The sequence below is a fragment of the Dietzia sp. IN118 genome (genome assembly GCF_032905965.1).
Lineage (GTDB): Bacteria > Actinomycetota > Actinomycetes > Mycobacteriales > Mycobacteriaceae > Dietzia > Dietzia kunjamensis.
In genome coordinates this window covers 957025-981474 of the sequence record NZ_JAUMSR010000001.1, presented here as the reverse complement: position 1 = coordinate 981474, position 24450 = coordinate 957025, and the positions used below count along the sequence as shown (strand labels likewise).

The 24450-nt window shown below is 71.8% G+C and carries 30 protein-coding genes and 1 tRNA gene; 11 read left to right on the top strand and 20 right to left on the bottom strand.

Annotated elements, in window-relative coordinates:
* Positions 1-5 precede the first annotated feature (5 nt).
* On the bottom strand, positions 6-845 hold the full coding sequence (gene rsmI, locus Q2K20_RS04845; protein ID WP_256820573.1) for a 16S rRNA (cytidine(1402)-2'-O)-methyltransferase: 840 nt from the start codon (positions 843-845) through the stop codon (positions 6-8).
* A 66-nt stretch (positions 846-911) separates the two neighbouring features.
* Here rsmI and Q2K20_RS04840 point away from each other — a divergent pair, with 66 nt between their 5' ends.
* Positions 912-2423 carry a dolichyl-phosphate-mannose--protein mannosyltransferase gene (locus Q2K20_RS04840; RefSeq protein ID WP_067713301.1) on the top strand — a complete coding sequence of 504 codons (1512 nt, stop codon included), beginning with the start codon at positions 912-914 and terminating at the stop codon, positions 2421-2423.
* A gap of 181 nt (positions 2424-2604) precedes the next feature.
* The gene (locus tag Q2K20_RS04835; RefSeq protein ID WP_069390418.1) at positions 2605-3633 is read left to right on the top strand and encodes a mechanosensitive ion channel family protein; all 1029 of its coding nucleotides are present in this window, start codon (positions 2605-2607) and stop codon (positions 3631-3633) included.
* Positions 3634-3670: 37 nt separating this feature from the next.
* On the opposite strand, the gene Q2K20_RS04830 is transcribed toward Q2K20_RS04835, so the two are convergent.
* The 9 genes from Q2K20_RS04830 to Q2K20_RS04790 all read right to left on the bottom strand — a co-directional run bounded on the left by Q2K20_RS04830 (position 3671) and on the right by Q2K20_RS04790 (position 12329).
* The gene (locus tag Q2K20_RS04830) at positions 3671-4069 is read right to left on the bottom strand and encodes a DoxX family protein (RefSeq protein ID WP_317176702.1); all 399 of its coding nucleotides are present in this window, start codon (positions 4067-4069) and stop codon (positions 3671-3673) included.
* Positions 4070-4074: 5 nt separating this feature from the next.
* A complete protein-coding gene (locus Q2K20_RS04825; protein ID WP_317176701.1) occupies positions 4075-4938 on the bottom strand; it encodes an SDR family oxidoreductase in 864 nt (287 codons plus the stop codon).
* 108 nt (positions 4939-5046) lie between these two features.
* The gene (locus Q2K20_RS04820) at positions 5047-6300 is read right to left on the bottom strand and encodes an NADH:flavin oxidoreductase (RefSeq protein ID WP_067713288.1); all 1254 of its coding nucleotides are present in this window, start codon (positions 6298-6300) and stop codon (positions 5047-5049) included.
* Positions 6301-6500: 200 nt separating this feature from the next.
* Positions 6501-7754 carry an alpha/beta hydrolase fold domain-containing protein gene (locus Q2K20_RS04815; protein ID WP_067713286.1) on the bottom strand — a complete coding sequence of 418 codons (1254 nt, stop codon included), beginning with the start codon at positions 7752-7754 and terminating at the stop codon, positions 6501-6503.
* A gap of 124 nt (positions 7755-7878) precedes the next feature.
* A tRNA-Ala gene (locus Q2K20_RS04810) sits at positions 7879-7951 on the bottom strand.
* A gap of 113 nt (positions 7952-8064) precedes the next feature.
* Positions 8065-9291: a gephyrin-like molybdotransferase receptor GlpR gene (glpR, locus tag Q2K20_RS04805; RefSeq protein WP_067713283.1), complete on the bottom strand. Its 1227-nt coding sequence runs from the start codon at positions 9289-9291 to the stop codon at positions 8065-8067.
* A 132-nt stretch (positions 9292-9423) separates the two neighbouring features.
* Positions 9424-10092, bottom strand: a complete 669-nt coding sequence (locus Q2K20_RS04800; RefSeq protein WP_082923740.1) for a GNAT family N-acetyltransferase — start codon at positions 10090-10092, stop codon at positions 9424-9426.
* 13 nt (positions 10093-10105) lie between these two features.
* Positions 10106-11365, bottom strand: a complete 1260-nt coding sequence (gene glp / locus Q2K20_RS04795) for a gephyrin-like molybdotransferase Glp (RefSeq protein WP_067713280.1) — start codon at positions 11363-11365, stop codon at positions 10106-10108.
* A gap of 64 nt (positions 11366-11429) precedes the next feature.
* Positions 11430-12329 carry a UTP--glucose-1-phosphate uridylyltransferase gene (locus tag Q2K20_RS04790; protein ID WP_317176700.1) on the bottom strand — a complete coding sequence of 300 codons (900 nt, stop codon included), beginning with the start codon at positions 12327-12329 and terminating at the stop codon, positions 11430-11432.
* 64 nt (positions 12330-12393) lie between these two features.
* Here Q2K20_RS04790 and Q2K20_RS04785 point away from each other — a divergent pair, with 64 nt between their 5' ends.
* From Q2K20_RS04785 to mscL, 4 genes are all read left to right on the top strand, one after another.
* Positions 12394-13020, top strand: coding sequence for a 5-formyltetrahydrofolate cyclo-ligase (locus Q2K20_RS04785; protein WP_269529203.1), 627 nt, complete (start codon positions 12394-12396; stop codon positions 13018-13020).
* 38 nt (positions 13021-13058) lie between these two features.
* Positions 13059-13451 carry an FmdB family zinc ribbon protein gene (locus Q2K20_RS04780; protein WP_269505269.1) on the top strand — a complete coding sequence of 131 codons (393 nt, stop codon included), beginning with the start codon at positions 13059-13061 and terminating at the stop codon, positions 13449-13451.
* A 268-nt stretch (positions 13452-13719) separates the two neighbouring features.
* Positions 13720-14169 carry a hypothetical protein gene (locus tag Q2K20_RS04775; protein WP_067713272.1) on the top strand — a complete coding sequence of 150 codons (450 nt, stop codon included), beginning with the start codon at positions 13720-13722 and terminating at the stop codon, positions 14167-14169.
* 79 nt (positions 14170-14248) lie between these two features.
* Positions 14249-14677, top strand: coding sequence for a large conductance mechanosensitive channel protein MscL (gene mscL, locus Q2K20_RS04770; protein ID WP_067713269.1), 429 nt, complete (start codon positions 14249-14251; stop codon positions 14675-14677).
* A 106-nt stretch (positions 14678-14783) separates the two neighbouring features.
* Here the strand turns inward: mscL and Q2K20_RS04765 are convergent, their stop codons facing one another.
* From Q2K20_RS04765 to Q2K20_RS04735, 7 genes are all read right to left on the bottom strand, one after another.
* On the bottom strand, positions 14784-14933 hold the full coding sequence (locus Q2K20_RS04765; protein WP_172812104.1) for a hypothetical protein: 150 nt from the start codon (positions 14931-14933) through the stop codon (positions 14784-14786).
* Positions 14930-15448, bottom strand: a complete 519-nt coding sequence (locus tag Q2K20_RS04760) for a molybdenum cofactor biosynthesis protein B (RefSeq protein ID WP_200841576.1) — start codon at positions 15446-15448, stop codon at positions 14930-14932. The genes Q2K20_RS04765 and Q2K20_RS04760 overlap by 4 nt, the downstream gene beginning before the upstream one ends.
* Positions 15449-15501: 53 nt before the next feature.
* Positions 15502-16965, bottom strand: a complete 1464-nt coding sequence (locus tag Q2K20_RS04755; protein ID WP_283466138.1) for a S1C family serine protease — start codon at positions 16963-16965, stop codon at positions 15502-15504.
* 61 nt (positions 16966-17026) lie between these two features.
* Complete coding sequence (locus Q2K20_RS04750; protein WP_067713252.1) at positions 17027-18418, bottom strand: sensor histidine kinase; 1392 nt, start codon at positions 18416-18418, stop codon at positions 17027-17029.
* Positions 18418-19101, bottom strand: coding sequence for a response regulator transcription factor (locus tag Q2K20_RS04745; RefSeq protein WP_069388691.1), 684 nt, complete (start codon positions 19099-19101; stop codon positions 18418-18420). The genes Q2K20_RS04750 and Q2K20_RS04745 overlap by 1 nt, the downstream gene beginning before the upstream one ends.
* 193 nt (positions 19102-19294) lie before the next feature.
* Positions 19295-19465 (bottom strand): 50S ribosomal protein L32, encoded by a 171-nt coding sequence (gene rpmF / locus Q2K20_RS04740; RefSeq protein ID WP_067713249.1) that lies wholly within the window; start codon positions 19463-19465, stop codon positions 19295-19297.
* A gap of 53 nt (positions 19466-19518) precedes the next feature.
* Positions 19519-19776 carry a type B 50S ribosomal protein L31 gene (locus tag Q2K20_RS04735; RefSeq protein WP_067713246.1) on the bottom strand — a complete coding sequence of 86 codons (258 nt, stop codon included), beginning with the start codon at positions 19774-19776 and terminating at the stop codon, positions 19519-19521.
* 385 nt (positions 19777-20161) lie between these two features.
* Here Q2K20_RS04735 and rpmB point away from each other — a divergent pair, with 385 nt between their 5' ends.
* The 5 genes from rpmB to Q2K20_RS04710 all read left to right on the top strand — a co-directional run bounded on the left by rpmB (position 20162) and on the right by Q2K20_RS04710 (position 22262).
* The gene (gene rpmB, locus Q2K20_RS04730; protein ID WP_010542299.1) at positions 20162-20398 is read left to right on the top strand and encodes a 50S ribosomal protein L28; all 237 of its coding nucleotides are present in this window, start codon (positions 20162-20164) and stop codon (positions 20396-20398) included.
* 1 nt (position 20399) lies between these two features.
* Entirely contained in the window at positions 20400-20564 is a 165-nt protein-coding gene (gene rpmG, locus Q2K20_RS04725) for a 50S ribosomal protein L33 (protein ID WP_010542298.1), read from the top strand.
* Between the two features lie 3 nt (positions 20565-20567).
* Complete coding sequence (rpsN, locus tag Q2K20_RS04720; protein ID WP_017836289.1) at positions 20568-20873, top strand: 30S ribosomal protein S14; 306 nt, start codon at positions 20568-20570, stop codon at positions 20871-20873.
* A gap of 10 nt (positions 20874-20883) precedes the next feature.
* Entirely contained in the window at positions 20884-21141 is a 258-nt protein-coding gene (gene rpsR, locus Q2K20_RS04715) for a 30S ribosomal protein S18 (RefSeq protein WP_007632792.1), read from the top strand.
* Positions 21142-21317: 176 nt separating this feature from the next.
* Complete coding sequence (locus Q2K20_RS04710) at positions 21318-22262, top strand: AEC family transporter (protein ID WP_069388689.1); 945 nt, start codon at positions 21318-21320, stop codon at positions 22260-22262.
* Here Q2K20_RS04710 and Q2K20_RS04705 read toward each other — a convergent pair.
* From Q2K20_RS04705 to Q2K20_RS04695, 3 genes are read right to left on the bottom strand one after another with little or no spacing between them, the layout of a single operon-like run.
* A complete protein-coding gene (locus tag Q2K20_RS04705) occupies positions 22251-22997 on the bottom strand; it encodes a CPBP family intramembrane glutamic endopeptidase (protein WP_268099873.1) in 747 nt (248 codons plus the stop codon). The two genes, Q2K20_RS04710 and Q2K20_RS04705, sit on opposite strands and share 12 nt — an antisense overlap.
* Positions 22994-23647 carry a 3-oxoacid CoA-transferase subunit B gene (locus Q2K20_RS04700; protein WP_069389900.1) on the bottom strand — a complete coding sequence of 218 codons (654 nt, stop codon included), beginning with the start codon at positions 23645-23647 and terminating at the stop codon, positions 22994-22996. The genes Q2K20_RS04705 and Q2K20_RS04700 overlap by 4 nt, the downstream gene beginning before the upstream one ends.
* Positions 23647-24423 carry a CoA transferase subunit A gene (locus Q2K20_RS04695; protein WP_067713235.1) on the bottom strand — a complete coding sequence of 259 codons (777 nt, stop codon included), beginning with the start codon at positions 24421-24423 and terminating at the stop codon, positions 23647-23649. Before Q2K20_RS04695 ends, Q2K20_RS04700 begins: the two co-directional genes overlap by 1 nt.
* Positions 24424-24450: the final 27 nt, after the last annotated feature.

Here is a 24450-nt window from a genome sequence, read left to right as displayed (position 1 = left end):
CCCCCTCAGGCGCGTGAGTCGAGCACGGCCTGGTAGAGGTCCCGCTTGGTCACCGCCGACCCCTCGGCCACGGCGGCGCAGGCGTCCTTGAGCCGCTCCCCCGCCTCGACCCGCTCCTCGACGATCTCCACGAGGTCCTCGAGGGTGGCGGTCGACCCGGCGGCGTCGGCACCCTCGACCACCACGACGATCTCCCCCAGCACGCCGCCGGCGGTCCGCTCGGCCAGCTCACCCAGGGTGCCGCGCAGGACCTCCTCGTAGGTCTTGGTCAACTCCCGGCACACCGCCGCCCGGCGATCGGCGCCCAGGACCTGCGCCGCCTCGGCGAGCGTGTCGGCCAGGCGGTGCGGGGACTCGAAGAACACACAGGTGCGCTCCTCCGCCGCCAGCCGGGCCAACCACGTCCGGCGTCGGCCCGGGCGCCGCGGCGGGAACCCGTCGAAGCAGAAGCGGTCGACCGGCAGCCCGCTGAGCACCAACGCCGTGGTGACCGCCGACGGTCCCGGCAGACACGTCACCGGGAGCCCGGCCTCGATGCACGCCACGACCAGCGAGTACCCCGGGTCCGACACCGCCGGCATCCCGGCGTCGGTCACCACCGCCACCACGTCCCCGGCGCGGACCCGCTCGACCAACTGGGGCACGCGACCGGCCTCGTTGTGCTCGAAGAAACTCATCACCCGGCCCCCGATGGTCACCCCGAGAGCCGTCGAGAGGGAACGCAGCCGGCGGGTGTCCTCCGCGGCCACGATGTCGGCGGTCGCCAGGACCTGCCGCAGCCGGTCCGAGGCGTCAGCCGGGTTCCCGATGGGGGTGGCCGCCAACACGACACGTCCGGACGTCATGACGACCACCCTATCGGTGGCCGGGCGCATCCCCGCCCGGCGCTCGGCCCCCACTATGCTCTGCCTGTGACCTCGACCATCGGCGTGCGCTCACCAGGACGCCCGCTGCCCGCCCCCGACACCGGTCCGGTCGACACGACCCGCGACCTGATCGCCACCGGCGCCATCCTGGTCCTGGCGTTCCTCTCCCGCTTCTGGGGCCTGACCTCGGCCACGGACAAGGGCACCCCGGTCTTCGACGAGAAGCACTACGCACCGCAGTCGTACAACGTCGCCCAACTCGGCATCGAGGAGAACCCCGCCTACGGCCTGGTCGTCCACCCGCCCGTCGCCAAGCAGATCCAGTCCATCGGCGGCATGCTCTTCGACTACTCGCCCCTGGGCTGGCGGTTCACCGCGGCTCTGGCCGGGGTGCTCGTGGTGCTCATGGTCATGCGCATCACCCGGCGCCTGACCCGGTCCACCCAGCTCGGCCTCGTCGCCGGGCTGCTGCTGTGCCTCGACGGCGTCAGCTTCGTGACCTCTCGAATCGGCATGCTGGACATCTACCAGGTGCTCTTCGTCGTCGCCGCCGCCGGCGCCCTGCTGGTGGACCGCGACCGGATGCGCGCCCGCATGCATCGGGCCGCCCTCGAGGGCAGGCTCCACCTGTCGAGCCTGGGACCGCGACTGGGATTCCGCTGGTGGCGCTTCGCCGCCGGCGTCATGCTGGGCCTCGCACTGGGGGTCAAGTGGTCCGGCCTGTACTTCATCGCCTTCTTCGGTCTGATGACCGTGGCGTGGGACTGGGCCCTGCGCAGCCGCTACGGGGTCCAGCGCCCAATCGCGGGCGCACTGCTACGCGACGCGGTGCCGGCCTTCCTCACCCTCGTCCTCTGGCCGGCGATCCTGCACATGTTCACCTGGCTGCCCTGGTTCGCGAACGAGAACTCCGTGTACCGGCACGTCGTGGGCGACGAGGTCGAGGACAACTGGCTGCCCGACGCGGTGCAGTCGTGGCTGTACTACCAGTCGTCGGTCCTGGACTTCCACTCCACGCTGACCACCTCCGCCGGGAACCGACACCCCTGGGAGTCCAAACCGTGGACCTGGCCCATGAGTCTGCGGCCGATGCTCTACTACGTCGAGCAGGGCGAGGGCATCGCCGGCTGCGGGGAGACCTCGTGCGTGCGCGCGATCATGCTCCTGGGCACGCCCGCCATCTGGTGGCTGGCCATCCCCGTCCTGGCGTGGGCGTTCTGGCGCGCCGTCATCTGCCGCGACGGCCGCTACGCGTTCCCACTGGTGGGCTACATGGCCGGCTACCTGCCGTGGTTCTTCCAGCACGACCGCCAGATGTATTTCTTCTACGCCTCGGTCATGGCGCCGTTCTTCGTCATGATCATCGCGCTGGTGTTGGGCGAGATCGCCGGCAGGGCCACCGACTCCCCCCGGCGGCAGCTCATCGGCCGCGCGATCGTCAGCCTGTACCTGGCGCTGGTCGCGGTGAACTTCATCTATGCGCTGCCCATCCTCTCGGGGATGCCCATCACCCAGACCGAGTGGAGCCACCAGCTCTGGCTGCCGTCCTGGCGCTAGCGCGGTCGACCACGCGCGGACCCGACCCGTACTGAGCCCGGCCGCTGAGCGCTCGCTTATCACCGGCTCGGCGCCGCCTGATCCCCGCGCCCCGCGGCCGGGGACGAGGTGTCGCCGACGGTGTGCGGTCAGTACCGTCGCGGCAGTGAACGAGCTATCCCTTCCCTTCGCCGATCTCCCGATGAGCGACGTGACCCAACAGTGGCTGGTCGAGAAGCCGGCCATGATCGCCCTGTACCTCGTGCTGGCGCTGCTGGTGCGGTGGGTGCTCCACCGGGGCATCGACCGGATCACCGCCCCGTCGAAGAACGCGTCCCCGTCCTCGTGGCGGCGCCGCCGACAGGAACGGGCCGACCGGCGCGCCGGCGCGCACACGGTCGAACTCGACCCCGACGGCGACCGCGGTGAGGTCACCGCCGACGAGAGTGGCGGTCTCACCGCCGCGAGTCTGAAGAAGAACAGTCGACGACGCTCCGCGGAGCACGTGCGGACCGAGCATCGACGCGCGGAACGGCGGGCACAGCGGATGGCCACCATCGGGTCGGTGCTCAAGTCGATCGTCTCGTTCGCCGTGCTCGTGTGGGTGGTGCTGCAGACCCTGGCCATCGTCGGCGTCAACGTGGCGCCCTTCATCGCGTCCGCCGGGATCGTCGGCGTCGCGCTGGGCTTCGGCGCCCAGGCCCTCGTCCGGGACTTCCTCTCCGGTCTGTTCATGCTCTTCGAGGACCAGTACGGCGTCGGTGACTGGGTGGACCTGGGCGAGGCCGAGGGCACGGTCGAGCACGTGGGACTGCGCGTCACCTCACTGCGGGACCTGCACGGGACGCTCTGGTACTGCCGAAACGGCGACATCGCCCGGGTCGGGAACTACAGCCAGGACTTCGGCGTCGCGTTCCTCGAGATCCCCGTGTCCTACACCGCCGACGTCGACCGGGCGTGCACCGTGGCCATCGAGACCGCCAGGCAGGCGGCGGCCGAGGAGCCGATCGCGTCGAACCTCATCTCGGGCCCGGAGCTCCAGGGCGTGAACGCGCTGGACGCGGACTTCTGGTCCCTGCGGATGACCGCGGTGACGCAGGCCAACACCCAGTGGGCCACCGAGCGGGAGCTGCGGCGCCGCATCCGCAACGCCTTCGACGAGGCCGGCATCGACGCCCCGTACCCGGACGGCCTCCCGGTGTCCGCGATGCGCGCGATGGCCTCGGGGTGAGGCCCGGGCGGCGACAGCCGTTCCCGCCCGGTCGGCGCTAGCCGCCCAGCACCCTGTCGATGCTGAACCGGCCGGCGCCGACCGCCGCCACGAGCAGCGCCCCCACCCCGAGCGCCACCACGAGCTCCCAGCCGTTCTGCGTGAGGAACGGGCCGTTGGTGGCGTGGACGAAGTAGAACGCGCCGGCCATGTCCACGCCGAGCAGGATGCCCGCGAGCGGGGTGAGGAGCCCGGCGATGAGGGCGGCCCCCGCCACCAACTCCACCCCGGCGACGATCGCGGCGGTGACGGCCGGCTGCGGGATGCCGTAGCTCGAGAACTGCTCGGCCACCCGGCTCAGGCCGAGGGTGAAGAACTTCTGCCACCCGTGGGCCGCGAACACCACCCCGAGCCCGACACGGGCCAGGAGGATCGCGGCGTCCCGGAGGGTCTCCATCCCCCTCACGGGAGGATGCCCCGGCCGGCCTTGGCGAGCCGACGGTGGAGGGCCATCATCGCGAGCCGGTACAACGGCGGGGCGAACTTCTGCGCCGCGAAGCCGATGCGGACGTCCGGGGAGGTGTAGACGAGGTAGCGCCCCTTGCGCACGCCCTCGAGCATCTTCTCGGCGGCTTGATCCGGGGTCACCGCGTGGCGCCGGAACTGGTCGACGGTCCTGACCACCTCGGGATCGGACCTGTCGACGCCCGCGATCTCGACGGTCTCCACGAGCGGGGTGTCGACGCCGCCGGGGCAGACGAGGTGCACGCCGATGTCGTACGGCGCCAGGTCGAAGCGCAGGACCTCGGCGATGCCGCGGATCCCGAACTTGGCGGCACTGTAGGCGGCGTGCCACGGCAGTCCGAGCAGACCGGCGGCGGACGAGACCAGGACGAGCGCGGCGGGCTTGCGGGCGGTCATCATCGCGGGCACGAACGCCTCGACCACGTGGATGGTGCCCATGAGATTGACCTCGACCATCGACCGCCAGATCCGGTGCTCGAGCAGATCCGGGCGGCCCCAGGCCGAGTTGCCGGCCACGTGGAAGATCGCGTCGGGCGCACCACTGTCGGCCACGACGCGCTCCCCGAACGCCATCACGGCCTCGTGATCGGTGAGATCGAGCGCCTCGGCCACGAGCACGGGCGCACCGGCGTCCCGGCAGGCCTGCTCGGCGGAGGCCAGCCCCTCGGCGTTGAGGTCGGTGAGCACCAAGCGGGCGCCCTCATCCGCGAGCCGGAGGGCCGCCGCGCGACCGATCCCGCTGGCCGCGCCGGTCACCACGCAGACCCTGCCCCGGTAGTTCTTGATCCGTCGCCTCGACATCTACTCCCCCACGTCCGGGCCCGGATCGAAAAGCGGCGGGCCACCCGATGTGATCACCGTAGCGGCCCGACGGGGCAGGTGAGGCGGGGACAGGCGGGCGCGTCCGCTCTACACGGGTGGCGTGGGGCTCGTCGCCTGGAGGGTGTCGTGGCCGCCGCGGGCGGGGATCGGCGGGACGTACTCGCGCAGCACGCAGCGGCTGCCGCTGTAGATGGTGGCCATACAACGGTTGCAGTGCACGCAGAGCGACCGGCGTCGGTCGTCCTCCTTGAGCTTGTTGGGCAGGTCGGGCTCACGCAGCAGGCCACGGCCCATGGCGACGAACTCGAAACCGGCCCCCATCGCCTTGTCGATGGACGGCCGGTCGACGATCCCGCCGAGCAGCATCATCGGCAGGTCCACGGCCTCGCGGATCTGCCGGGCGTCGTCGAACATGTACGCGTCGGTGTACGGGTACTCCTTGAACATCTTCGGACCCACGACCTTCATGCCCATCTTGATCACCGCGGGCTGGGTGGCGGCGAACTCCTCCAGGGGCGCGGCGCCCTTGAACAGGTAGATGGGGTTGAGCAGGGAGCTGCCGACGGTCATCACCAGCGCGTCGGCGGAGCCGTCCTGCTCGAGCCACTGGGCGACCTGGCGGGCCTCGTCGATCCAGAACCCGCCGGGCACGCCGTCGTCCATGTTGAGCTTGATGGTCACCGCGATCTTGTCGCCCATGGCGTCGCGGATGGCGCGGCCGATGCGGCGGGCGAAGCGGGCTCGGTTCTCCAGCGATCCGCCGTAGGAGTCCTTGCGCCGGTTGAGCTTGGGGCTGAGGAACTCGCTGACGAGGTAGTTGTGGCCGAAGTGCACCTCGATGGCGTCGAAACCGGCCTCATACGCACCGCGGGCGGCGCGGACGTGGTCGGACACGATCCGGTCGATGTCCGCCTCCGTGCAGGCCTTGGTGATCGCCAGGCCGGTGGGGGCCGGGATCCGGGACGGCCCGAGCGGGGGAAGCCCGTTGGAGGAACCGTTGGCGACGGCCCCGGCGTGACCGACCTGGGCGGAGATCGCGGCGCCCTCGGCGTGCACGGCGTCGGTGAGCTTGCGCAGCATGCCGCCGTCGTCCATGCCCCAGTGGTACTGGTGCTTGTCGGTGCGGCCCTCGGGGGAGGTCGCGAGGTAGGCCACCGTCGTCATGCCCACGCCGCCGCGGGCGTACTCGGCGTGGAACTCGATGAGCTCGTCGGTGATGCGCCCCTTGGGACAGCGCCCCTCGAAGGTCGCGGCCTTGACGATGCGGTTGCGCAGCGTCACGTTGCCGATCTTGCCGGGGCTGAAGACATCGGGTGCGGGTGTTCCGGGCGCGAGACTCATGAGCAGAACTATAACCTGTTCCACCCGCCCCGTCCCCTGTCTGGCCAGCGCATTTGTCGTGATTCGCCGCAGGCACCCTACGCCGGGCGGCGCTACCGCCCGCCACCTGCAGACCATAGGTTGGCCTTACCCGCTTCAGACGCCCGCACCGATCTCCACGAGCGATACGCCGCAGGCGGTCGTCACGATCCCCGATCCCATCAGTCCTCCCGTCGGGGATCCGAGGCACCGCCGACCGCGCTCCCGATGTGGACCGCGAGCACGGCCAGCGCTGAGGCGCCCTCCGGGGTGCCCGCCACGACCGGAAAGCAATGGATCATCCCGGGCCAGACCCTCAGGTCGATCGTCGCGCCACGCGAGCGACTGGCCTCGACGAAGCGGCGGACGTCGTCGACCACGAAGTCGTCGCCGCCGCACACGATCGCGGTCGGTGGCGCCGACGCGTCGAGGGGGCGCCGGGCGGGTGAGACCCCCGGGTCGTCGACCGGGACGTTCCCGGCATAGGCGTCGCGACAGGCGCGGGCCAGCCTCGGCGGCGTGCGCGGGTCGAACGCGCCACTCCACCGGGCCGCGCCGGCCTGCCGCCCCGGGCCGGTGCGCCCGGCCAGGTCGACCCAGGGGCTGACCAACGCCAGGGCGGCCGGACGCTCCCCACTGCGGCGGAGGCGGTCGAGCAGCCCGAGGGCGAGGGCGCCGCCCGCGGAGTCCCCGGCGACGGCGACGCGCGCTGCGCCACCGACACGCTCGGCGAGATGACGGAACGCCACCTCGGCGTCGTCGAGGGCGGCCGGGTACCGGTGCTCGGGCGCGAGTCGGTAGTCGGGGACGTAGGCGGTCGATCCGGACAGCCGGGCGAGCGTGGTCGCCATGGTGGCGTGCGTGTCCGCTGAGCCGGCGACATAGCCACCACCGTGCAACACGAGCAGCCCCGGGGCATCCGCCGGCCCGTCGATCCAGAGCCCGGGGACGGGAGCACCGTCGGCCGGTCGGGCCACCCGGCGGGATCCCGTGGCCCGCGACGCGCCCGTGGCCACCGCGCGCATCGCCCGGATCCACCTCCGGTCGAACGGTGCGACGGTCAGCACGGGGCGGATGACCAGCTGCAGGCCGAGGCGTTGGAGGCGTGCCGGGAGGCTCGGCCGGCGGGTGAGCGTGATCCGACGGTCGGCCTCGGTGACCAGACGACGCGCCAGCAGGGCGACGAGCGCCGCGATGACACGGGCGACGACCGTGCCGACGACCCGATCGGACGTCCGGATGGAGCACTCCCACTCGAGCTCGCCACCACCGCCTGGCAGGGCGCGCACGGTGACGGCGCCGGGGTGACGTCGGCCGAGCCCGCGCAACAGCGCAGGCGCCCACTCCTGCCACCGCGCGGCGTCGGAGGCGAGGGAGAGCACGTCACCGGGCTCGGCCGAGAAGCGCTCGACGATCGTGAAGGAGTGAACGGCCACTGCCCCAGCTCACCACAGCGCCAACTCACCACAGCGCCAACTCACCACAGCGCCAACTCACCACAAAGCGGAAAGGCCGTCCCCGCTTGCGCGGAAACGGCCTTGAGAACTCGTAGTCCTTGGGTGGAGCTAAGGGGAATCGAACCCCTGACCTTCTCGATGCGAACGAGACGCGCTACCAACTGCGCTATAGCCCCTCGCCGCCCTGGCGGGCGACGATGTCACCCTCGCGGGCGACGCTGCCGCCCTCTCGAGCAGCGTGGAATACCTTACCAGGATGGTCGGTCCCCCGACCAAACCGGGCCGCCGATCAGCCCACCGCGCGCCGCAGCGGTGCGTGCTGCCGACGCCGGTGATCGTGGTGCCCGGGGTCGGAGTCCAGATGATCGTCGAACGTATCGAGGACGTCGAACGCCGGGTCCTCGTCGTCGATCTCCAGCACGACCGCACCGGGACGCCGCAGGCGGGGCGGCACCACGGACAGCTCGTCGTCCTCGCGGGACTCCACACCGAGCCGGGCGCGACGCATCCTCTCCACGCGGCGCCGGCGCAGGCTCTCCTCGAGCTTGACCTGGCGGCGCAGGTAGGTCAGGTAGGCGGCGAGCAGCAGTACCGAGCCACCCGCGAACCACCAGACGGCGGGCACGGTGAGCAGCGCGGCGATCACGGTGACGACGGACAACGCCACGAGGATGAGCACGGTGCGCTGGCGCGCGTGGGCCCGCTGCTCGGCGGCCTCGCGGTCCGCCATCGGGTCGTAGGCCCCGCGCCCGCGACGCCGCTCGGCGAAGCTCAGATCGGCGTCGGTGAGCTCGACCTCGGGCTCGGCCGGGCGTCGGCGCCCACGATGGGTGAGCACGGCCTCCTCGTCGATGCCCGCGGCGTCCTCGGCGTGATCGGTCCGAGCCGCGGTCCGCCCCCCCGCCGTGCCCTCGACGAGCTCGCCGTCGACGACCACCGGTCGCCGGGTCTCGTCGTCCGCCTCTGCGCCCGACACGTCCGAGTCCGCGGCCGCCGCGCCCACGCCGTTCGAGCGGAGGTCGCCGACCCGGGCGCCCACGGCCGAGGCGGACCGCTCGTCCACCCCTGCGACCGCCCTGGCCGGGTCGTGCTCGTCGACAACGGGGACAGCCGGGATCTCGGAGGTGACCTCCTCGGCGGCCGGGTCCCCGGCCACCGCGGCGAGCCGCTCCTCCATCGCCCGGCGGACGGCCTCGCCCCGACGGCCGGCGGCCTCACGGCGCAGGGTCTGCTCGAGCAGGTGCTCCCACGTCTCGGTGTCGAGCAACTCGGCGTCCGTCGCGCCCGCCCCGGAGGGCAGACCGAAAAGGGAGTCCTCGTCCTCGGCCTGGACCGGGTCGGCGGCGGCACGGCCACGACTGGGTACCAGTCGGCCGGAACCGCCGGAGTAGAGCGTGCGCGTCTGGGCCAGTGCGTCACCGGTGCGGCGGATGGGATTCCGCGACCGGATGAGCATCGGCGCGAGGACGAACAGCCAGACCACCACCAGCAGGATGATCAGCAGCGAGCTCGACATCGATCAGGCCTCCTCGAGCGTCTACCCCGACACGGGACGTCGTGGTGAGGTCCCAACCGTATCGGGGCCCGAGCCCCGTCCGGTGACGGCGCGCCGCAGGTCACGATGCTCAGGACATACTCAGACGCGCGGTCACGCGCGTCGCGCCAGACCCGCCTGCACCAGAGCCGCGACGGCGCCCCGGCCGTGCTCCTCGCGGGTCCGTGCCACCAGGAGATGATCGCGCCACGCCCCGTCGACGTGGAGGTAGCGCCGCAGCAGCCCCTCCTCGCGGAAACCGCACCGGTCCAGCACCACGCGGCTGGCGGTGTTCTCCGGCCGGACGGTGGCGTCGACCCGGTGCAGTGCTCCCGGACCCAACGCGTGGTCGACACCCAGCGCCAGGGCGGCGGTGGCCACCCCGCCACCGAGGAAGGGTCGCCCCACCCAGTAGCCGATCCAGCCGGAGTGCAGCGCGCCGCGGACGATCCCGCCCACGGTGAGCTGCCCGCAGAAGCGGCCGTCCAACTCGATGGCGGCGGGCAGGCTAGCGCCGGCGCGGGCGTAACGCTTGAGCTGGGCGTGGATGGGGGGCCAGGCGCGCGCGGAGTTGTTCTCGTGCCAGCTCCCCTCAACGGTGGGCTCCCACGGTTCGAGGTGGTCCCGCTCGAACAACCGCAGCGCCGCCCAGTCCCGGGCGTCGCGGCGGCGGACCGGGCGCAGGGTCACGACCCCTGCGCGCACCCGCACCGGCCCGGCCTCGATCGGCCACCCGGGGCGGGTCACCGTGTCGGCGGCGAACGCGCTCCACGGTCCGCTCACGTCGCCGGCCCGGTCACCCGCGCTGGGCGAGGAACATCACGTCGACCTCGTCACCCGTACGCACCGCGGTGACGCCGGGGTCGATCACGACGAGGCAGTTCGCCTCCGCCAGCGAGGCCAGCAGGTGGGTGGACGACCCCTGGGCGCCGCCGAGGGCGCGGACCAGGTACTCGCCGGTGTCGGTGTCGCGCATCAGTTGTCCGCGCAGGTAGCCGCGCCGACCCTCGACCGACGAGATCGGCGCGACGGTCCGTGCGCGGACGGTGCGGCGCATGGGCTGGCGCTTGCCGAGGGCGATCCGGATGAGTGGGCGGACCATGATCTCGAAGACCACCAGGGCGCTCACCGGGTTGGACGGCAGGAGGAAGGTGGGGACCTCGTCGCGTCCGAGCCGCCCGAACCCCTGGACCGACCCGGGATGCATCGCCACCCGGTTGACCTCGATCTGGCCGAGCTCGGCCATGACCTGGCGGATGCGGGTGGTCGCCTCACCGCCGGCGGCGCCCGAGACCACGACGAGCTCGCTGCGCACGAGTTGACCCTCGAGGACCTCGCGCAGGCGGGACGGTTCGGTACTGGCGATGCCCACGCGGTGGACGTCGGCGCCGGCGTCCCGGCCGGCCGCGGTGAGGGCGTAGGAGTTGACGTCGTAGACCTGTCCGGTGCCGGGCCGGCCGTCGACGTCGACGAGTTCGTCGCCGACGGAGATGACCGCCATCCGTGGCTTGGGGTGCACCAATACCTTCGCGCGCCCGACCGAGGCGAGCAGGCCGACCTGCGCCGGTCCGATGATGCTGCCCGCGCGCACCGCCACGTCCCCGGGCTGCACGTCGTCGCCGACCCGTCGGACGTAGTCCCCGGTGCGGACGGCGCGGGAGGGGGTGATGTGACGCCCGTCGGCGGTGGCCCATCCGATCGGCAGGACCGCGTCCGCGAGCGTGGGCAGCGGCGCGCCGGTGTCCACCCGGACGGTCTGGCCGGGCTGGAGGCGGGTCGGCTGGCGGGATCCGGCGGTGATCTGACCGACCACGGGCAGTGTCGCCGGTCCGGCCGGACCGTCCCCGCCCTGGGCGGTGGACCCGCCGGCGCGCACGTCGACGCTGCGCACCGCGTACCCGTCGATGGCGGCCTGGTCGAACGCCGGCAGCGGCCGTTCCGCCACGACCTCCTCGGCGCACAACAAGCCTTGCGCCTCGGAGATCGCCACACGGACCGGGCGCGGGGCGACCGCGGCCGCCGTCACCAGCGCCAGCTGTTCCTCGACGGAGCGCACCCAGTGTCCCCTTCCCGTACCAGTCACCGCCCGCCGAGCGGGCCCGCCTCACCTACGGTGCTCGTCAGGAACCCAGTCGGTCCGAGAGCCACTCGCGGAGATCGTCCGCGTACGCCGGGTTGTCCAGCGCGAAGTCCACGCAGGCCTTGATGTAGCCGCCCGGGTTGCCCAGGTCGTGCCGCGTACCGTCGTGGACCACCACGTGCACGGGGTGTCCCTCGCCGATGAGCAGGTCGATCGCGTCGGTGAGCTGGAGCTCGCCTCCGGCACCCGGCTCGATCCGGCGCAGCGCGTCGAAGATCGCCCGGTCGAGCACGTACCGCCCGGCCGCGGCGAGGTTGGACGGAGCGTCCTCGGCGGCGGGCTTCTCGACCATGCCGAGCACCTTCTTCACCGACGGGTCATCGGTGTCCTCGACCCGGAACACGCCGTAGGACGACACGTCCTCCGGATCCACCTCGAACGCGCACAGCACGCTGCCGCCGCGGGCCGCGCGGACCGCCGACATCCGGCCGAGGATCCCGAACGGCAGGACGAGGTCGTCCGGCAGCAGCACGGCCACCGCCTTCTCCTCGTCGCCGAGCACCGACTCCACCTGCGCGACCGCGTGACCGAGCCCCAGCGGCTGGTCCTGGCGCACGTCCACGACCTCGATGAGCCCGGGGGCGCGCTGGACCTTGTGCAGCAGGACGTCCTTGCCGCGGTCGGACAGCGTGTCCTCGAGGACCTGGTCCTCGGAGAAGTGCGCCATCACGCCGACCTTGCGCTCGGAGGTGACGATCGCGAGTCGGCCGGCGCCGGCCTCGGTGGCCTCCTCGGCGATGAGCTCGATGCCCGGGGTGTCCACGACCGGTAGCAGTTCCTTGGGCACCGTCTTGGTGGCGGGCAGGAACCTGGTCCCCAGGCCGGCCGCCGGCACGACGGCGGTCCGGAACTGCGGGTCGACAGAGGTACTGGACGTCATGGCGACCACCTTAGACCTCGCACCCGCCCCCTCGGGGTGGCGCCACGCGCGGCAGACTGGGGTCATGCAGTCCGACCGGCCCGATCGTACCGACGAGACCGTCGCCCTCTCGGTCGCCAAGACGCGGTTGCGCCGCGAGGCCCTCGATCGCCGGGCCGCGGTGCCGGCGCCGGTGCGCGCCGAACGCGACCGGAGGATCCTCGGGCGCCTGGGGGGCGTCGTCACCGCCGGGATGGTGGTCTGCGCGTACGTCCCCGACGACGACGAGGCCGGCGGACGGGGTCTGGCCGAGGAACTCACCCGGTACGGTGCGCGGGTGTTCCTGCCGGTTTCGCCGGTGGTCGGCCCGTTGCAGTGGGCGGCGTACGCGGGGCCGGCGGACCTGGTCCCGGGACGGTTCGGCATCCCCGTCCCGTCGGCCCCGCCCGCCGGGCCGGAGTTCATCTCGGGTGCCGATCTCGTCCTCGTCCCCGCCGTCGCCGTGGACCGGTCCGGGAACCGGCTCGGCCGGGGCGGTGGCTACTACGATCGGTCCCTCGCGTTGACCGGCCCGCGCACGAGGATGCTCGCGCTGCTGGACTCCGAGAACGTCGTCGACCACGTCCCCGCCGAGCCACACGACCGGCCGGTCGACGGCGTCATCACCCCGGAGGCGGTTCTCGACTTCGGAACTTGGCACTCGCCGGAGTAGAGTGCCAAGGCGTTATCCGATACTCCTCGGGAGGCCCGATGCCCACCTACTCCTACCGGTGCCGCGACTGCGACGTCGCCTTCGACATCCAGCAGTCCTTCGACGAGGACTCGCTGACGGTCTGCCCCCGGTGCGACGGCACGCTGCGCAAGCTCTTCAACACGGTCGGCGTCGTCTTCAAGGGCTCCGGCTTCTACCGCACCGACAGCCGGGCCTCCGGCGACAGCGGCTCGGCCGGCAAGGGATCGGCCGGCAAGGGATCGGGCGGCAGTTCGTCCGGCAGCGGTTCCTCGGGCTCCGGCTCGTCGGACAGTAGCTCCTCGACGTCCGGCTCCTCGGGATCCGGCTCCTCGGGATCCGGCTCGGGCTCCGGCTCCGGCGCATCCACCGGCTCGGGCTCCTCCTCGGGGTCGTCGACCTCGTCGTCGTAACCGGCACCGTCGTCACCGGCACCGTCGTCACCGGCACCGCCGTCGTCACCGGCCGCGTCACCGCCGCCCACGGCCGGGGCACCGCCCGCCAGTTCTCCCCGCGCGGTTATCCACACCCCCGGCCGTCTCCACAGGCGTCGCACCTCCGCGCGCCCGGAGCGGCATGGCCGCCCCGCCGCGCCGCTACGGTCTGATCGAACGGCACCGGCCCGCCCGGCGCCCACCGACCCGGCGCTCGAGTCGAGCGCACCGACCGACGGGGGACCCCATGCGCCGCACCATCGCCTCGGTGACCACACCCGGGCGGTGGCGGCGGCGCCGCGCGGTTCGGATCGGGCTCGCGGCCGCGCTAGTGGTGGCCGCACCGTTCGTGGACCGATCCGGTGCCCCGGACCCGGCGGACCCCACCGCCCCGGCCGCCGCCGCGGGACCCGGCGACGATCCCGCTCGCGGGCCGGTCCGGGTGGTGCCCGTCCCGCTCGCCGACCCGACCGTGGCCGATCTGCTCCGGCCCGGCGACCTGGTCGATCTCGTCGGCACCACCGAACTCGCCCCGGGGCAACCGCCCGCGCTCGTCGCCCACGCCGCCCGGGTACGGGACGCCCCCGTGGGACGGTCGGGCGCGCGATCCCTCCTCGTCGAGGTCCCCGCGGCCGACGCCGCCCGCCTCGCCGCGACGGCCGCCGGGACCCCGCTGGCGGTCGTGGTCCACGGTTGAGATGCCCTGAAGCGGCACGGCCGGCTGGTATCGTCACCGGATCCGGTGAGAAGACCCGTCTGGGAAAGGGGCGCCACGAATGCTCAAGGGTTTCAAGGAATTCATCATGCAGGGCAACGTGATCGATCTGGCGGTCGCCGTCGTGATCGGCACCGCGTTCGCCTCCATCGTCGACGCGTTCACCAGCGCGATCATCAACCCGCTGATCGCGCTGCTCGGTGGGGACCGCGAGATCGGGTTCGCCGTCCAGCTCCTGGACGGCAATCCCGAGACGGTCATGGACTTCGGGATGCTCATCACCGCGATCATCAACTTCCTGCTGATCGCGGCCATCATCTACTTCGTCCTGGTCGGGCCGATGAACAAGATGAAGGAGGCCGCCGCCAAGCGCAAGGGCATCGAGGCCCCCGCATCGGACAACGACCTCCTCGTGGAGATCCGCGACCTGCTCGCCGGCCGCCCGCTCACGCACCCGTCCGAGCCGGACAGCCCGTCGAGCAACGCCTGATCGACTCCGGTCCGCGTTCCACGGTCTACGTCCCCCGCCCCGTCGGCGCCGTCATGGCCGGCGGGGCGTCGGCGTCTGCCGGAGGTGGCGCTGCGTCGCCGTGGAGTCAGCCGTGATGCGGCGGACGCTGATCGCGCCACCAGTCGTCGTCGATCCGACTGTCCGCGGTGCGCGCCTCGTCCGAGGTCGTCTCGGGCAGGATCTCCCCGAACACCTCGTCGAGTCGCGCCCGGTCCACCGGCCGCGGATCCGTCACAGTTCGTCGAAGGCGGACAACTGCGCCACCACGTACGAGACGAGCGGGCACAGGGTCGCCATCCCGTCGCGGATGGCCGCGCGGCTCGGCGCGAGGTTGGCGACCACCGTGCTTCCGGACACCCCCACGTAACCGCGCGAGACGATCGAGTCCACCGCGCCGGCCGTGAGACCCGACGACCGGATGGCCTCGGCGATGCCGGGCAGTCGCTGGTCGAGGATCTCCTCGGTGACCTCGGGCGTGATGTCCCGGGGACCGACCCCGGTGCCCCCCACCGTCACGACGAAGTCGAATCCACCGACCACCGCCGTCTCGAGGGCCTTGCGCACCTCCGCCTCGTCCGACGCCACGCCCACGACACCACCGACGAGGAACCCCTCCTCCTCGAGGAGCTCCGTGACCAGCGGACCGATGGAGTCCTCCCGCTCGTTGAGGCGGTCGGTCACCACCACGACCATGGCGCGTCCGGCGATCTGCGGCTCGACCGGCTCGACGGCCGCGGGGTCGAAGTCCATACCGGTGGGGAGCTTGCGGCCTCCGGGCAGAGCCCGCGGGTCAAATCTGGTGCTCATCTGGCCTCTCCCAGCATCACGTCTACGGTGTTCGGCGAATCGCCCTCACGAGAAGCATAGGTGACGGTCACGGTGTCCCCCGGCGCCTGGGACCGGATGGCCGCGACGAGCGCGTCGCCGCCCTCGATGAGCCGTTCCCCCACCCCGGTGATGACCGCGCCCTGCTCGATCCCCGCACGCTCGGCGGGTCCCCCCGGCTCGACGGCACGCACCAGCGCGCCGTCGCCCTCCGGCGAGTCGCTGACCGAGACCCCGAGCACCGCGCGGGTCGCGTACTGCTGCTTGATCAGCTGGTCGGCGATCCGCCTGGCCTGGTCCACCGGGATGGCGAAGCCCAGGCCGATCGATCCCGAATTGCCCGATCCCAACGACGCGATGGCCGAGTTGATCCCGACCAGTTCGCCGTTCATGTTGACCAGCGCACCGCCCGAGTTGCCCGGGTTCACGGCGGCGTCGGTCTGGATGGCGTCGATCACCGTGCTCTGGTCCGACTGGGCGCCGCCGGCCCGCACCGGGCGGTTCAGCGCGGAGACGATGCCGGTCGTGACGGTACCCGACAACCCCAGTGGCGACCCCACCGCGGCCACGGCCTGTCCCTCGGTCAACGTCGCCGAGGTGCCCAGGGCGATGGGGGTGAGCGGGCGGGAGGTCTCCGCCTTGATGACCGCGATGTCGGTGGCCGGGTCCGTGCCGACGACGCTCGCGGGAGCCTTGGAGCCGTCGTCGAAACGCACCTGGATCTGGCCCCCGGCGAGAGCTGCGCCGATGACGTGGCTGTTGGTGATGATGAGGCCGTCGGCGGTCAGCACCACCCCGGACCCCTCGCCGCGGCCCGTCTGGGAACGCACGTCAATCGACACGACGCTCGGCAGCACCTTGTCCGCCACCGCCTCGACGGTGCCGTCGGGCGCCGTCCCCTCGGGCTGGGTCGCGCTGATGGGCGAGGACAACCCCGCCGCGGACCCACCGGCGACCGTCGCACCGATCCACCCACCGAGCCCACCGGAGACGAGCATGGCGGCCACGATGCCGGCCGCGAGCAGGCCCCGGCCCGACTTCCGTTGGCCCTGCGGCGTCCCGGGCTCCACACCCGGCCCGGCCCCGGGGTGGGGCGACGGGCCCGAGGGGGGCATGGCGTCCGCGGGTCGCCACGGTCCGGCCTGCCCCTGCCCCTGCCCCTGTGCGGGGTGCTGCCCCTGCCCCTGCGCCTGTGCGGGGTGCTGCCCCTGCCCCTGCGCCTGTGCGGGGTGCTGTGCGGGGTGCTGTGCGGGGAAGGCCGTGGTGGGCCGATCGGTTCCACCCCACCCCTGGGCCATGCCGTAGGGATTCTCGGCGGCGTAGGGGTTCTGGCCGGAGGGTCCGTGTGCGGGTCCTTCGAGACCGGCACCCGATCTGCCGGCCCACTCGTCCGGGGACCCGGGTTCGCCCCTGCCCCGGCCGTTCTCGTTCTCGTTCTCCATGAGTCCCATGGTTCCCGATGGCGCTGTGTGCCCGCTGAGACGGTGCGCGCCACCCCGGGACTCACCCGGGCGGCTGCTCGCTTCCGGGGATGGTCACCCGCACCAGTGCGCCGCCGCCCTCGGCGTCGCTGATCTCGACGGTTCCGCCGTGTCGGGTCGTGACCTGTCGGACGATGGCCAGCCCCAGACCCGACCCCGGCATCGCGCGCGCCTCGTGCGAGCGATGGAAGCGTTCGAAGACCAGCTCGCGGTCCTGTTCGGGGATGCCGGGCCCCTGGTCGGCGACCGTCAGTTCCATGACCGCGTCGGAGACGGGCCGCATCCGCACCGTCACCGTCCCGCCGGTGGGACTCCACTTGGCCGCGTTGTCGCACACGTTCAGCACCGCACGCTCGATCCCGGCCGAGTCGCCGAAGGAGTACCAGGGCATCAACTCGACGTCGAAGTCCACGTCGTGCCGGCGACGCCGGACCCGCTCGAGGGCCCGTTCGACCGCGTCGGAGACGGCCACCGGCTCCAGCTCGACCTCCCCGGAGTCCTCCCGGGCGAGCTCGACCAGATCCCCGACGAGCTGACTGAGTTCCGAGATCTGCCCCACGACGTCTGCCTCGAGTTCGTTCCGGTCGGCGTCGGGGATCGTCCGCGCGCCGGGGCGACTGGCCGCGATGAGCAACTCGACGTTCGTCCGCAGACTCGTCAGTGGCGTCTTGAGTTCGTGCCCGGCGTCCGCGACGAGCCGCGCCTGTCTCTCCCGGCTCTCCCCCAGCGCGACGAGCATCTGGTTGAAACTGCTCGTCAGGCGGGCGATCTCGTCGTCACCGGCCACGGGGATCGGCCGCAGATCATCGGTGCGGGCGATGCGTTCCACGGCCCTGGTCAGCCGGGCCACCGGCGCCAACCCGGTGCGGCCGACGGCCGTCCCGGCCACCGCGGCCAGGGCGATGCCCGCTGCCCCGACGAGCGTGAGCACGATCGCCAGACGGTTCAACGCAGCACGGGTGGGGCTGAGGTCCTGGGCCAGGATGAGGGTCGAGCCGTCTCGGACCCCGACCGCGTAGATCTGCTTGCCCCCGGAGGTACGCAGGCTCGACTCGGCCTCGCCGCGCACGACCGCGATCTCCGGGCCACCGATCTGGAAGGGCTCCCCGGTCGCGGTGCGCACCCCGGAGGGAGCGACGATCTGCGCGTCCAGGTTCGGGTTGAACGCCCGCAGTGCGATCAGCGTGCTGCGCGACTGCAGGGCGAACTCGGAGGCGAGTTGGCTGTTGACCAGCTGGTCGGCCTGCTGCTGCAGGCGGTTGTTGACATCGCTGTACATCGACCCCGACACGACGAAGTACGCCGCGACGGCCATGAGGGCCACCGCGACACCCACCGAGCTCGCCGCCAGCAGCGTCACCCGCTGGTGCAGGGAGATCGGTGCGGACCCCGTCCGCATCGTGCGGGCGGGCACTACGGCGTCTCGCGCAGCACGTAACCCACACCGCGCACGGTGTGGATCAACCGGCTCTCACCCTCCCCTTCCGTCTTACGCCGTAGGTAGCCGATGTAGACCTCGAGAGCGTTACCCGAGGTCGGGAAGTCGTAGCCCCACACCTCCTCGAGGATGTGGCTCCGGGTGAGGACCCGGCGTGGGTGGTGCATGAGGAGCTCGAGCAGGGAGAACTCGGTGCGGGTCAGCTGGATCCGGCGCTCGCCGCGGGTGACCTCGCGGGTCGCGATATCCATCCGCAGGTCCTCGAACTCCAGCACCTCGTCGACCTCCTCGGCGTCCGTGCCGCGACGACGCAGCAGAGCCCGCAGGCGGGCGAGGAGTTCCTCCAACGCGAAGGGTTTGGGCAGGTAGTCGTCGGCCCCCGCGTCCAGACCCGCGACCCGCTCGGAGACGGCGTCCCTCGCGGTGAGCATGAGCACCGGCAGGTCGTCCCCCCTGCTGCGCAGGATCCGGCACACCTCGAGCCCGTCCCGACGGGGCATCATCACGTCGAGGATGACCGCGTCGGGCCGGTTGGTGTCGACCCTCTCGATCGCCTCGATGCCATCGCCGGCGAGCTCCACGTCGTAGCCGTTGAAAGTCAGGGAGCGCCGGAGCGATTCGCGCACGGCCTGGTCGTCGTCGACAACGAGAATCTTCATGACGGGATTCTCGCCCACCCGACTGAAGCGCGGCTGAGGATCCGCCCCGGAGGGCCGCCGCCACGCGCGCCACAGACGCCGACGAGCCCGACGGGTCCGTGTGGACCCGCCGGGCTCGTGACCGGGCGTGTGCGTGCGGCGCCCGCGGCGCCGCCGTGCTCAGCTGCGCCCCGGGGGCGGCAGCCGACGCGGCTCAGCGGTCGAGGTTGACCAGGCCGAGCTGAGCGGCCTTGACCAGACGACGCGGCAGCGCCACGGGGCGGCCGTCGATCTTGGTCTCCTGGAGGGCGACGTTGTCGGCCTTCCACTGGGACCGGCGGGAGTGGGTGTTGGCACGCGAGAGGCGGCGCTTCGGAACTGCCATGATTATCGTCCTCGGGGTCTAGGAGGGTGGTCGGGGCGCGGACGCCCCGCTGCTCACTTGCGGCGGGTGCGGTTGCCGTAGCGACGCTGGAACTTCTCGACGCGGCCGGCGGTGTCCATGACGCGCTGCGCGCCGGTCCAGAACGGGTGCGACTCGCTGGTCACGTCCACGACGATGAGCGGGTACGTCTGACCGTCCTCCCACTCGACCGTGCGGCTGCTGGTCGCGGTGGAACGGGTGAGGAACTTGGTGCCCGTGCCCGAGTCCTGGAAGACCACCGGGTGGTAGTCGGGGTGAATGTCGTTCTTCATACTGGATCCCTCTAGCTCGGTAGAAGTCTGTGGGTCTGGCGCTCGCTCCTGCAAGAGCGCGCAATTGCCAGTGGCCGAACCGGGGATCCCGGTGTCAGCACACGCATCGGTAGATCGTACCCGTAGGATGGCCGGGCACCCAATTCGTGCGGCGCGGACATCCGGCCGCCGGAGCCGGTCCGGCCGCCTTTATGCCCACTGACGTGCCGATTACCGTTTCACGCGGTCGGGCCGTAAACTAGACCATCGCTGTTGTCTGCACGTTTGCTATCGCCTCTCACGGTGCTCGCGACGTGGCGGTAAGCCCCCCGTACGGCCCAGGCCGACCGAGGGCGCCCCCTCCGCCGCGCGCCACCGCAGGACGGGGCGGAAGGAGAACCACGCCATGTCGGCGCATTGCCAGGTAACGGGACGGAAGCCGGGTTTCGGCAAGTCCGTCTCGCACTCACACCGCAGGACCAACCGTCGCTGGAACCCGAACATCCAGCGCCGTAGCTACTTCGTGCCCTCCGAGGGTCGTCGCGTCACGCTGACGGTCTCTACCAAGGGCATCAAGACCATCGACCGCGATGGCATCGAGGCCGTCGTGGCCCGCATCCGCGCCCGTGGGGAGAAGATCTGAGATGGCCCGTAACGACATCCGCCCCATCATCAAGCTGAAGTCCACGGCCGGTACCGGGTTCACGTACGTGACCCGCAAGAACCGTCGCAACAATCCGGACCGCATCGTCCTCAAGAAGTTCGACCCGGTCGTCCGTAAGCACGTCGAATTCCGAGAGGAGCGCTGACTCGTGGCCAAGAAGTCCAAGATCGCGCGCAACGAGCAGCGCAAGGCCAAGGTCGCCCGGTTCGCCGAGCGTCGCGCCGAGCTCAAGGCAATCATCAAGAACCCCGAGAGCACGGACGAGGCACGTATGGATGCCCAGACCGCTCTCAACAAGATGCCGCGTGACGCCTCGCCCGTGCGGGTGCGTAACCGCGACGTCGCCGACGGTCGCCCCCGCGGCTACCTCCGCAAGTTCGGCCTCTCCCGCGTCCGCATGCGCGAGATGGCCCACCGTGGCGAGCTGCCCGGTGTCACGAAGTCGAGTTGGTGAGTAGGTAACCATGGCTAAAGCACGTAGCACCCCGTCCAAGAAGATCCGCGCCCAGGAGGGCCGTCGACCCAAGAAGAACCCGTTGAAGGTGGCGGGTATCGAGACGGTCGACTACAAGGACGTCAACACCCTCCGTACGTTCATCTCCGATCGCGGCAAGATCCGTTCGCGTCGGGTCACCGGCCTCACGCCGCAGCAGCAGCGTCAGGTCGCCGTCGCGGTCAAGAACGCCCGCGAGATGGCCCTGCTGCCGTTCACCAGCCGCTGAGTCACCACTCGGCGCGGGTGAACCGGACCGCCCGTCCCGCCTGCGGCCTCTAGCCGCCGACTCAGGCAACAGCAACCCGATCGGGGTCGTGCCTCCTCACGCAGGAGTGCGCGACCCCGATCGGCGTTACCGCGTCTACCTCTCCCCCTCCCCTCCCCGACACCAGGAGTCCACCCGTGGCCGGCGTCCTCAACGGCTTCGCCGTCATCGTCGCGCTGGTCGCGCTGGGCTGGATACTCGCCCGCACCCTGGTCCTCGGCACGGACGCGCACCTGGTGCTCAACCGGCTCGTCTTCTACGTCGCCACCCCGGCACTGCTGTTCGACTCCCTCGCCCGCACCACCCTCGACCAGGTCTTCACCGGCGTGTTCGTGGTGTCCGCGGTGTCGGCGATCATCGTCGCGGTCCTGTACGTGGCGATCGCCCGGCTGTGGCTCAAGCGCCCGGCGGCGGACCTCGTGGTGGGTGCCCTGTCCGCCGGCTACGTCAACTCCGCCAACCTCGGCATCCCCATCGCGCTGTACGTCCTCGGGGACCTCGGGTTCGTCATGCCGCTGCTGCTCTTCCAGGTGGTGGTCCTCCAACCGGTCGCAATCGCCGTGCTGGAGCGGGCCGCGCGGGCCGAGGGGTCGGACGGCGGCGGGGACGGGGGCGCGCTCGGTGCGCTACTGCAGTCGGTCCGCACCCCGATCGTCCTCGCTGCGCTCGCGGGCGTCGTCGTCGCCGCCCTGCCCTGGACGCCGCCCGAGACTCTCCTGGAGCCCGTGCACCTGGTCGGCCAGATCTCCGTCCCCGGCGCCCTGCTGGTGTTCGGCATGTCGCTCTACGGAGTCAAGGTGCTCGAGGCCGGCGCCTCGCCCCGCCGGGAGATCTTCCTCGCGAGCGCACTCAAGCTCGTCGCCCACCCCGTGCTCGCGTACGCCATCGGCGCCGGGCTGATGGGCATGCAGGGTCACGAGCTTCTCACGGTGGTGGTCGCCGCCGCGTTGCCCACCGCGCAGAACGTCCTCGTGGTCGCGACCCGGTACGGACACGGGACACTGCTGGCCCGGGACTCCGCCGTCCTCACGACCCTCGGCGCGCTGCCGGTCCTCTTGCTGGTCTCGGCGCTACTGGCCTGACCCGGCGGCGATCACGCCGGTGAACACGATCGCGTTGTTGACGCCGTGGAGCACGATGCCGGGCACGATCGACCGGTACCACTCGGCCATCGCGCACAGTGAGATCCCCACCACCAGCAGGTACGGCAACGCCGGGGGCAGCAGGTGCACGGCGGCGAACACCGCTCCCGCGAGCGTGATCCCCGCGACGGCCCGCAGCCGCGCCCGCAGGGCCGGCAGCACGATGCCGCGGAACACGACCTCCTCCGCCACCGGGATGAGCACGGCGACGGTCAGCAGCCCGAGGGCGGCGAACACCGGCCCGCCGGCCGCCAGGTCCGCGATCGCCGCAGCGGCCTCATCCCCCGTCGACTCGGCGCCCGCCCCCAGGGGGATGAGCACGATCATCGAGGCGGTGACGCCGGCCGCCATCACCGCGGGGATCTGCCACGCCAGGTGCCAGGGTGAGCGGTCCGGTGGCCGGAGGCCGACGTCCGCCCACCCGAGACCGCGCCGGCGCAGGAGGTGGATCCGCACCGCGAGCAGCGCGGCCACGGCGGTGCCGGCGAGGACGACCAGGGCGAGGAGCGCGGTGTCGGGGCGGCCGGGCCCGAGGGTCCGTGCCGTGACCAGGCCGAGGAGGACGACGACGACGAGGGAGGCCCCGTACGCGAGGACCCACGCCAACGCCGACAGCGCCGCCCGGCCCCGGACCGGTGTGGTCCAAAGGCCGGGCGGCGCCGGCGGCGGGGTCACCTGAGGTGCTCGGCCACGCGGAACGGCGCGTCGGTGGCGGCCTCGATCTGTTCGAGGGTCACCCCGTCGACGAGCTCGATCAGGGTCAGGCCGTCGGCGTCGCGGTCGAACACGCCCAGTTCGGTGATGATCCGGTTGACGCAGCCCAACCCGGTCAGCGGCAGAGAGATCTCGGAGACGATCTTGGAGGACCCGTCCTTGGCGACCTGGTCCATGACCACGACGATCCGGCGGGCGCCCACCACGAGGTCCATGGCCCCGCCCATGCCCTTGACCATCGCTCCCGGCACCATCCAGTTGGCGATGTCGCCCGCGGGGTTGACCTCCATGGCGCCCAGAATGGCCACGTCGATCTTGCCCGAGCGGATCATGCCGAAGCTCATCGCCGAGTCGAAGATCGCCGACCCCGGGAGGGTCGTGACGGTCTCCTTGCCGGCGTTGATCAGGTCCGGGTCGACGTCGTCGGGGTGCGGGTACGGGCCGATTCCCAGCAGCCCGTTCTCGGACTGCAGGGTGACGTTGACGCCCTCGGGGACGTAGTTGGGGACCAGGGTCGGCAGGCCGATCCCGAGGTTGACGTACTGGCCGTCCTCCAGCTCCAGGGCCGCGCGGGCGGCCATGGCCTTGCGGTCGCGTCCGATCCTGCTCATCAGCGCTGTCCTTCCGAGGGCGGGTTGGTGGTGGTCTTCTCGATCCACTTGGTCTGGGCGACCTGCTCCGGGGTCAGTTCCACCAGGCGGTGGACGAAGATGCCCGGGAGGTGGATGTCGTCGGGGGCGAGCTCTCCGACCTCGACGATCTTCTCGGCCTCGACGATGCACACCCGGCCGGCCATCGCCGCGAGCGGCGAGAAGTTGCGGGCCGTGAGGTTGAAGCGGAGATTGCCGTTGCGGTCGGCCACGGCGGCGCGTACCAGCGAGTAGTCGGCCTCGATGGCCTGCTCCAGCACGTAGGTCTCGCCGCGGATCTCGCGGGTCTCCTTGGGCGGGGAGGCCACCGCGATCCCGCCGGCCGAGTCGTACTTCCACGGCATGCCGCCGTCGGCGACGAACGTGCCGACGCCAGTGCGGGTGAAGAACGCCCCGATCCCCGAGCCGCCGGCACGCATCCGCTCGGCGAGGGTGCCCTGCGGGGTGAGCTCCACCTCGAGCTCACCGGACAGGTACTGGCGGGCGAACTCCTTGTTCTCCCCGACGTAGGAGGAGACGATGCGCCGGAGTTTGCCGCTCTCCAGCAGGATGCCGAGGCCCTTGCCGTCGACGCCGGCGTTGTTGGAGAACACCTCGAAGTCCCCGACGTCGCGGGCGGCGAGGGCCTCGATGACGATCTGCGGGATCCCGCTCAGGCCGAATCCGCCGGCGGCGATGGACGCCCCGTCGGGGATGTCCGCGACGGCCTCGGCCGCGGTCATGATCTTGCTGGACATACACGCACTCCTTGGGTGTGGGGGCGG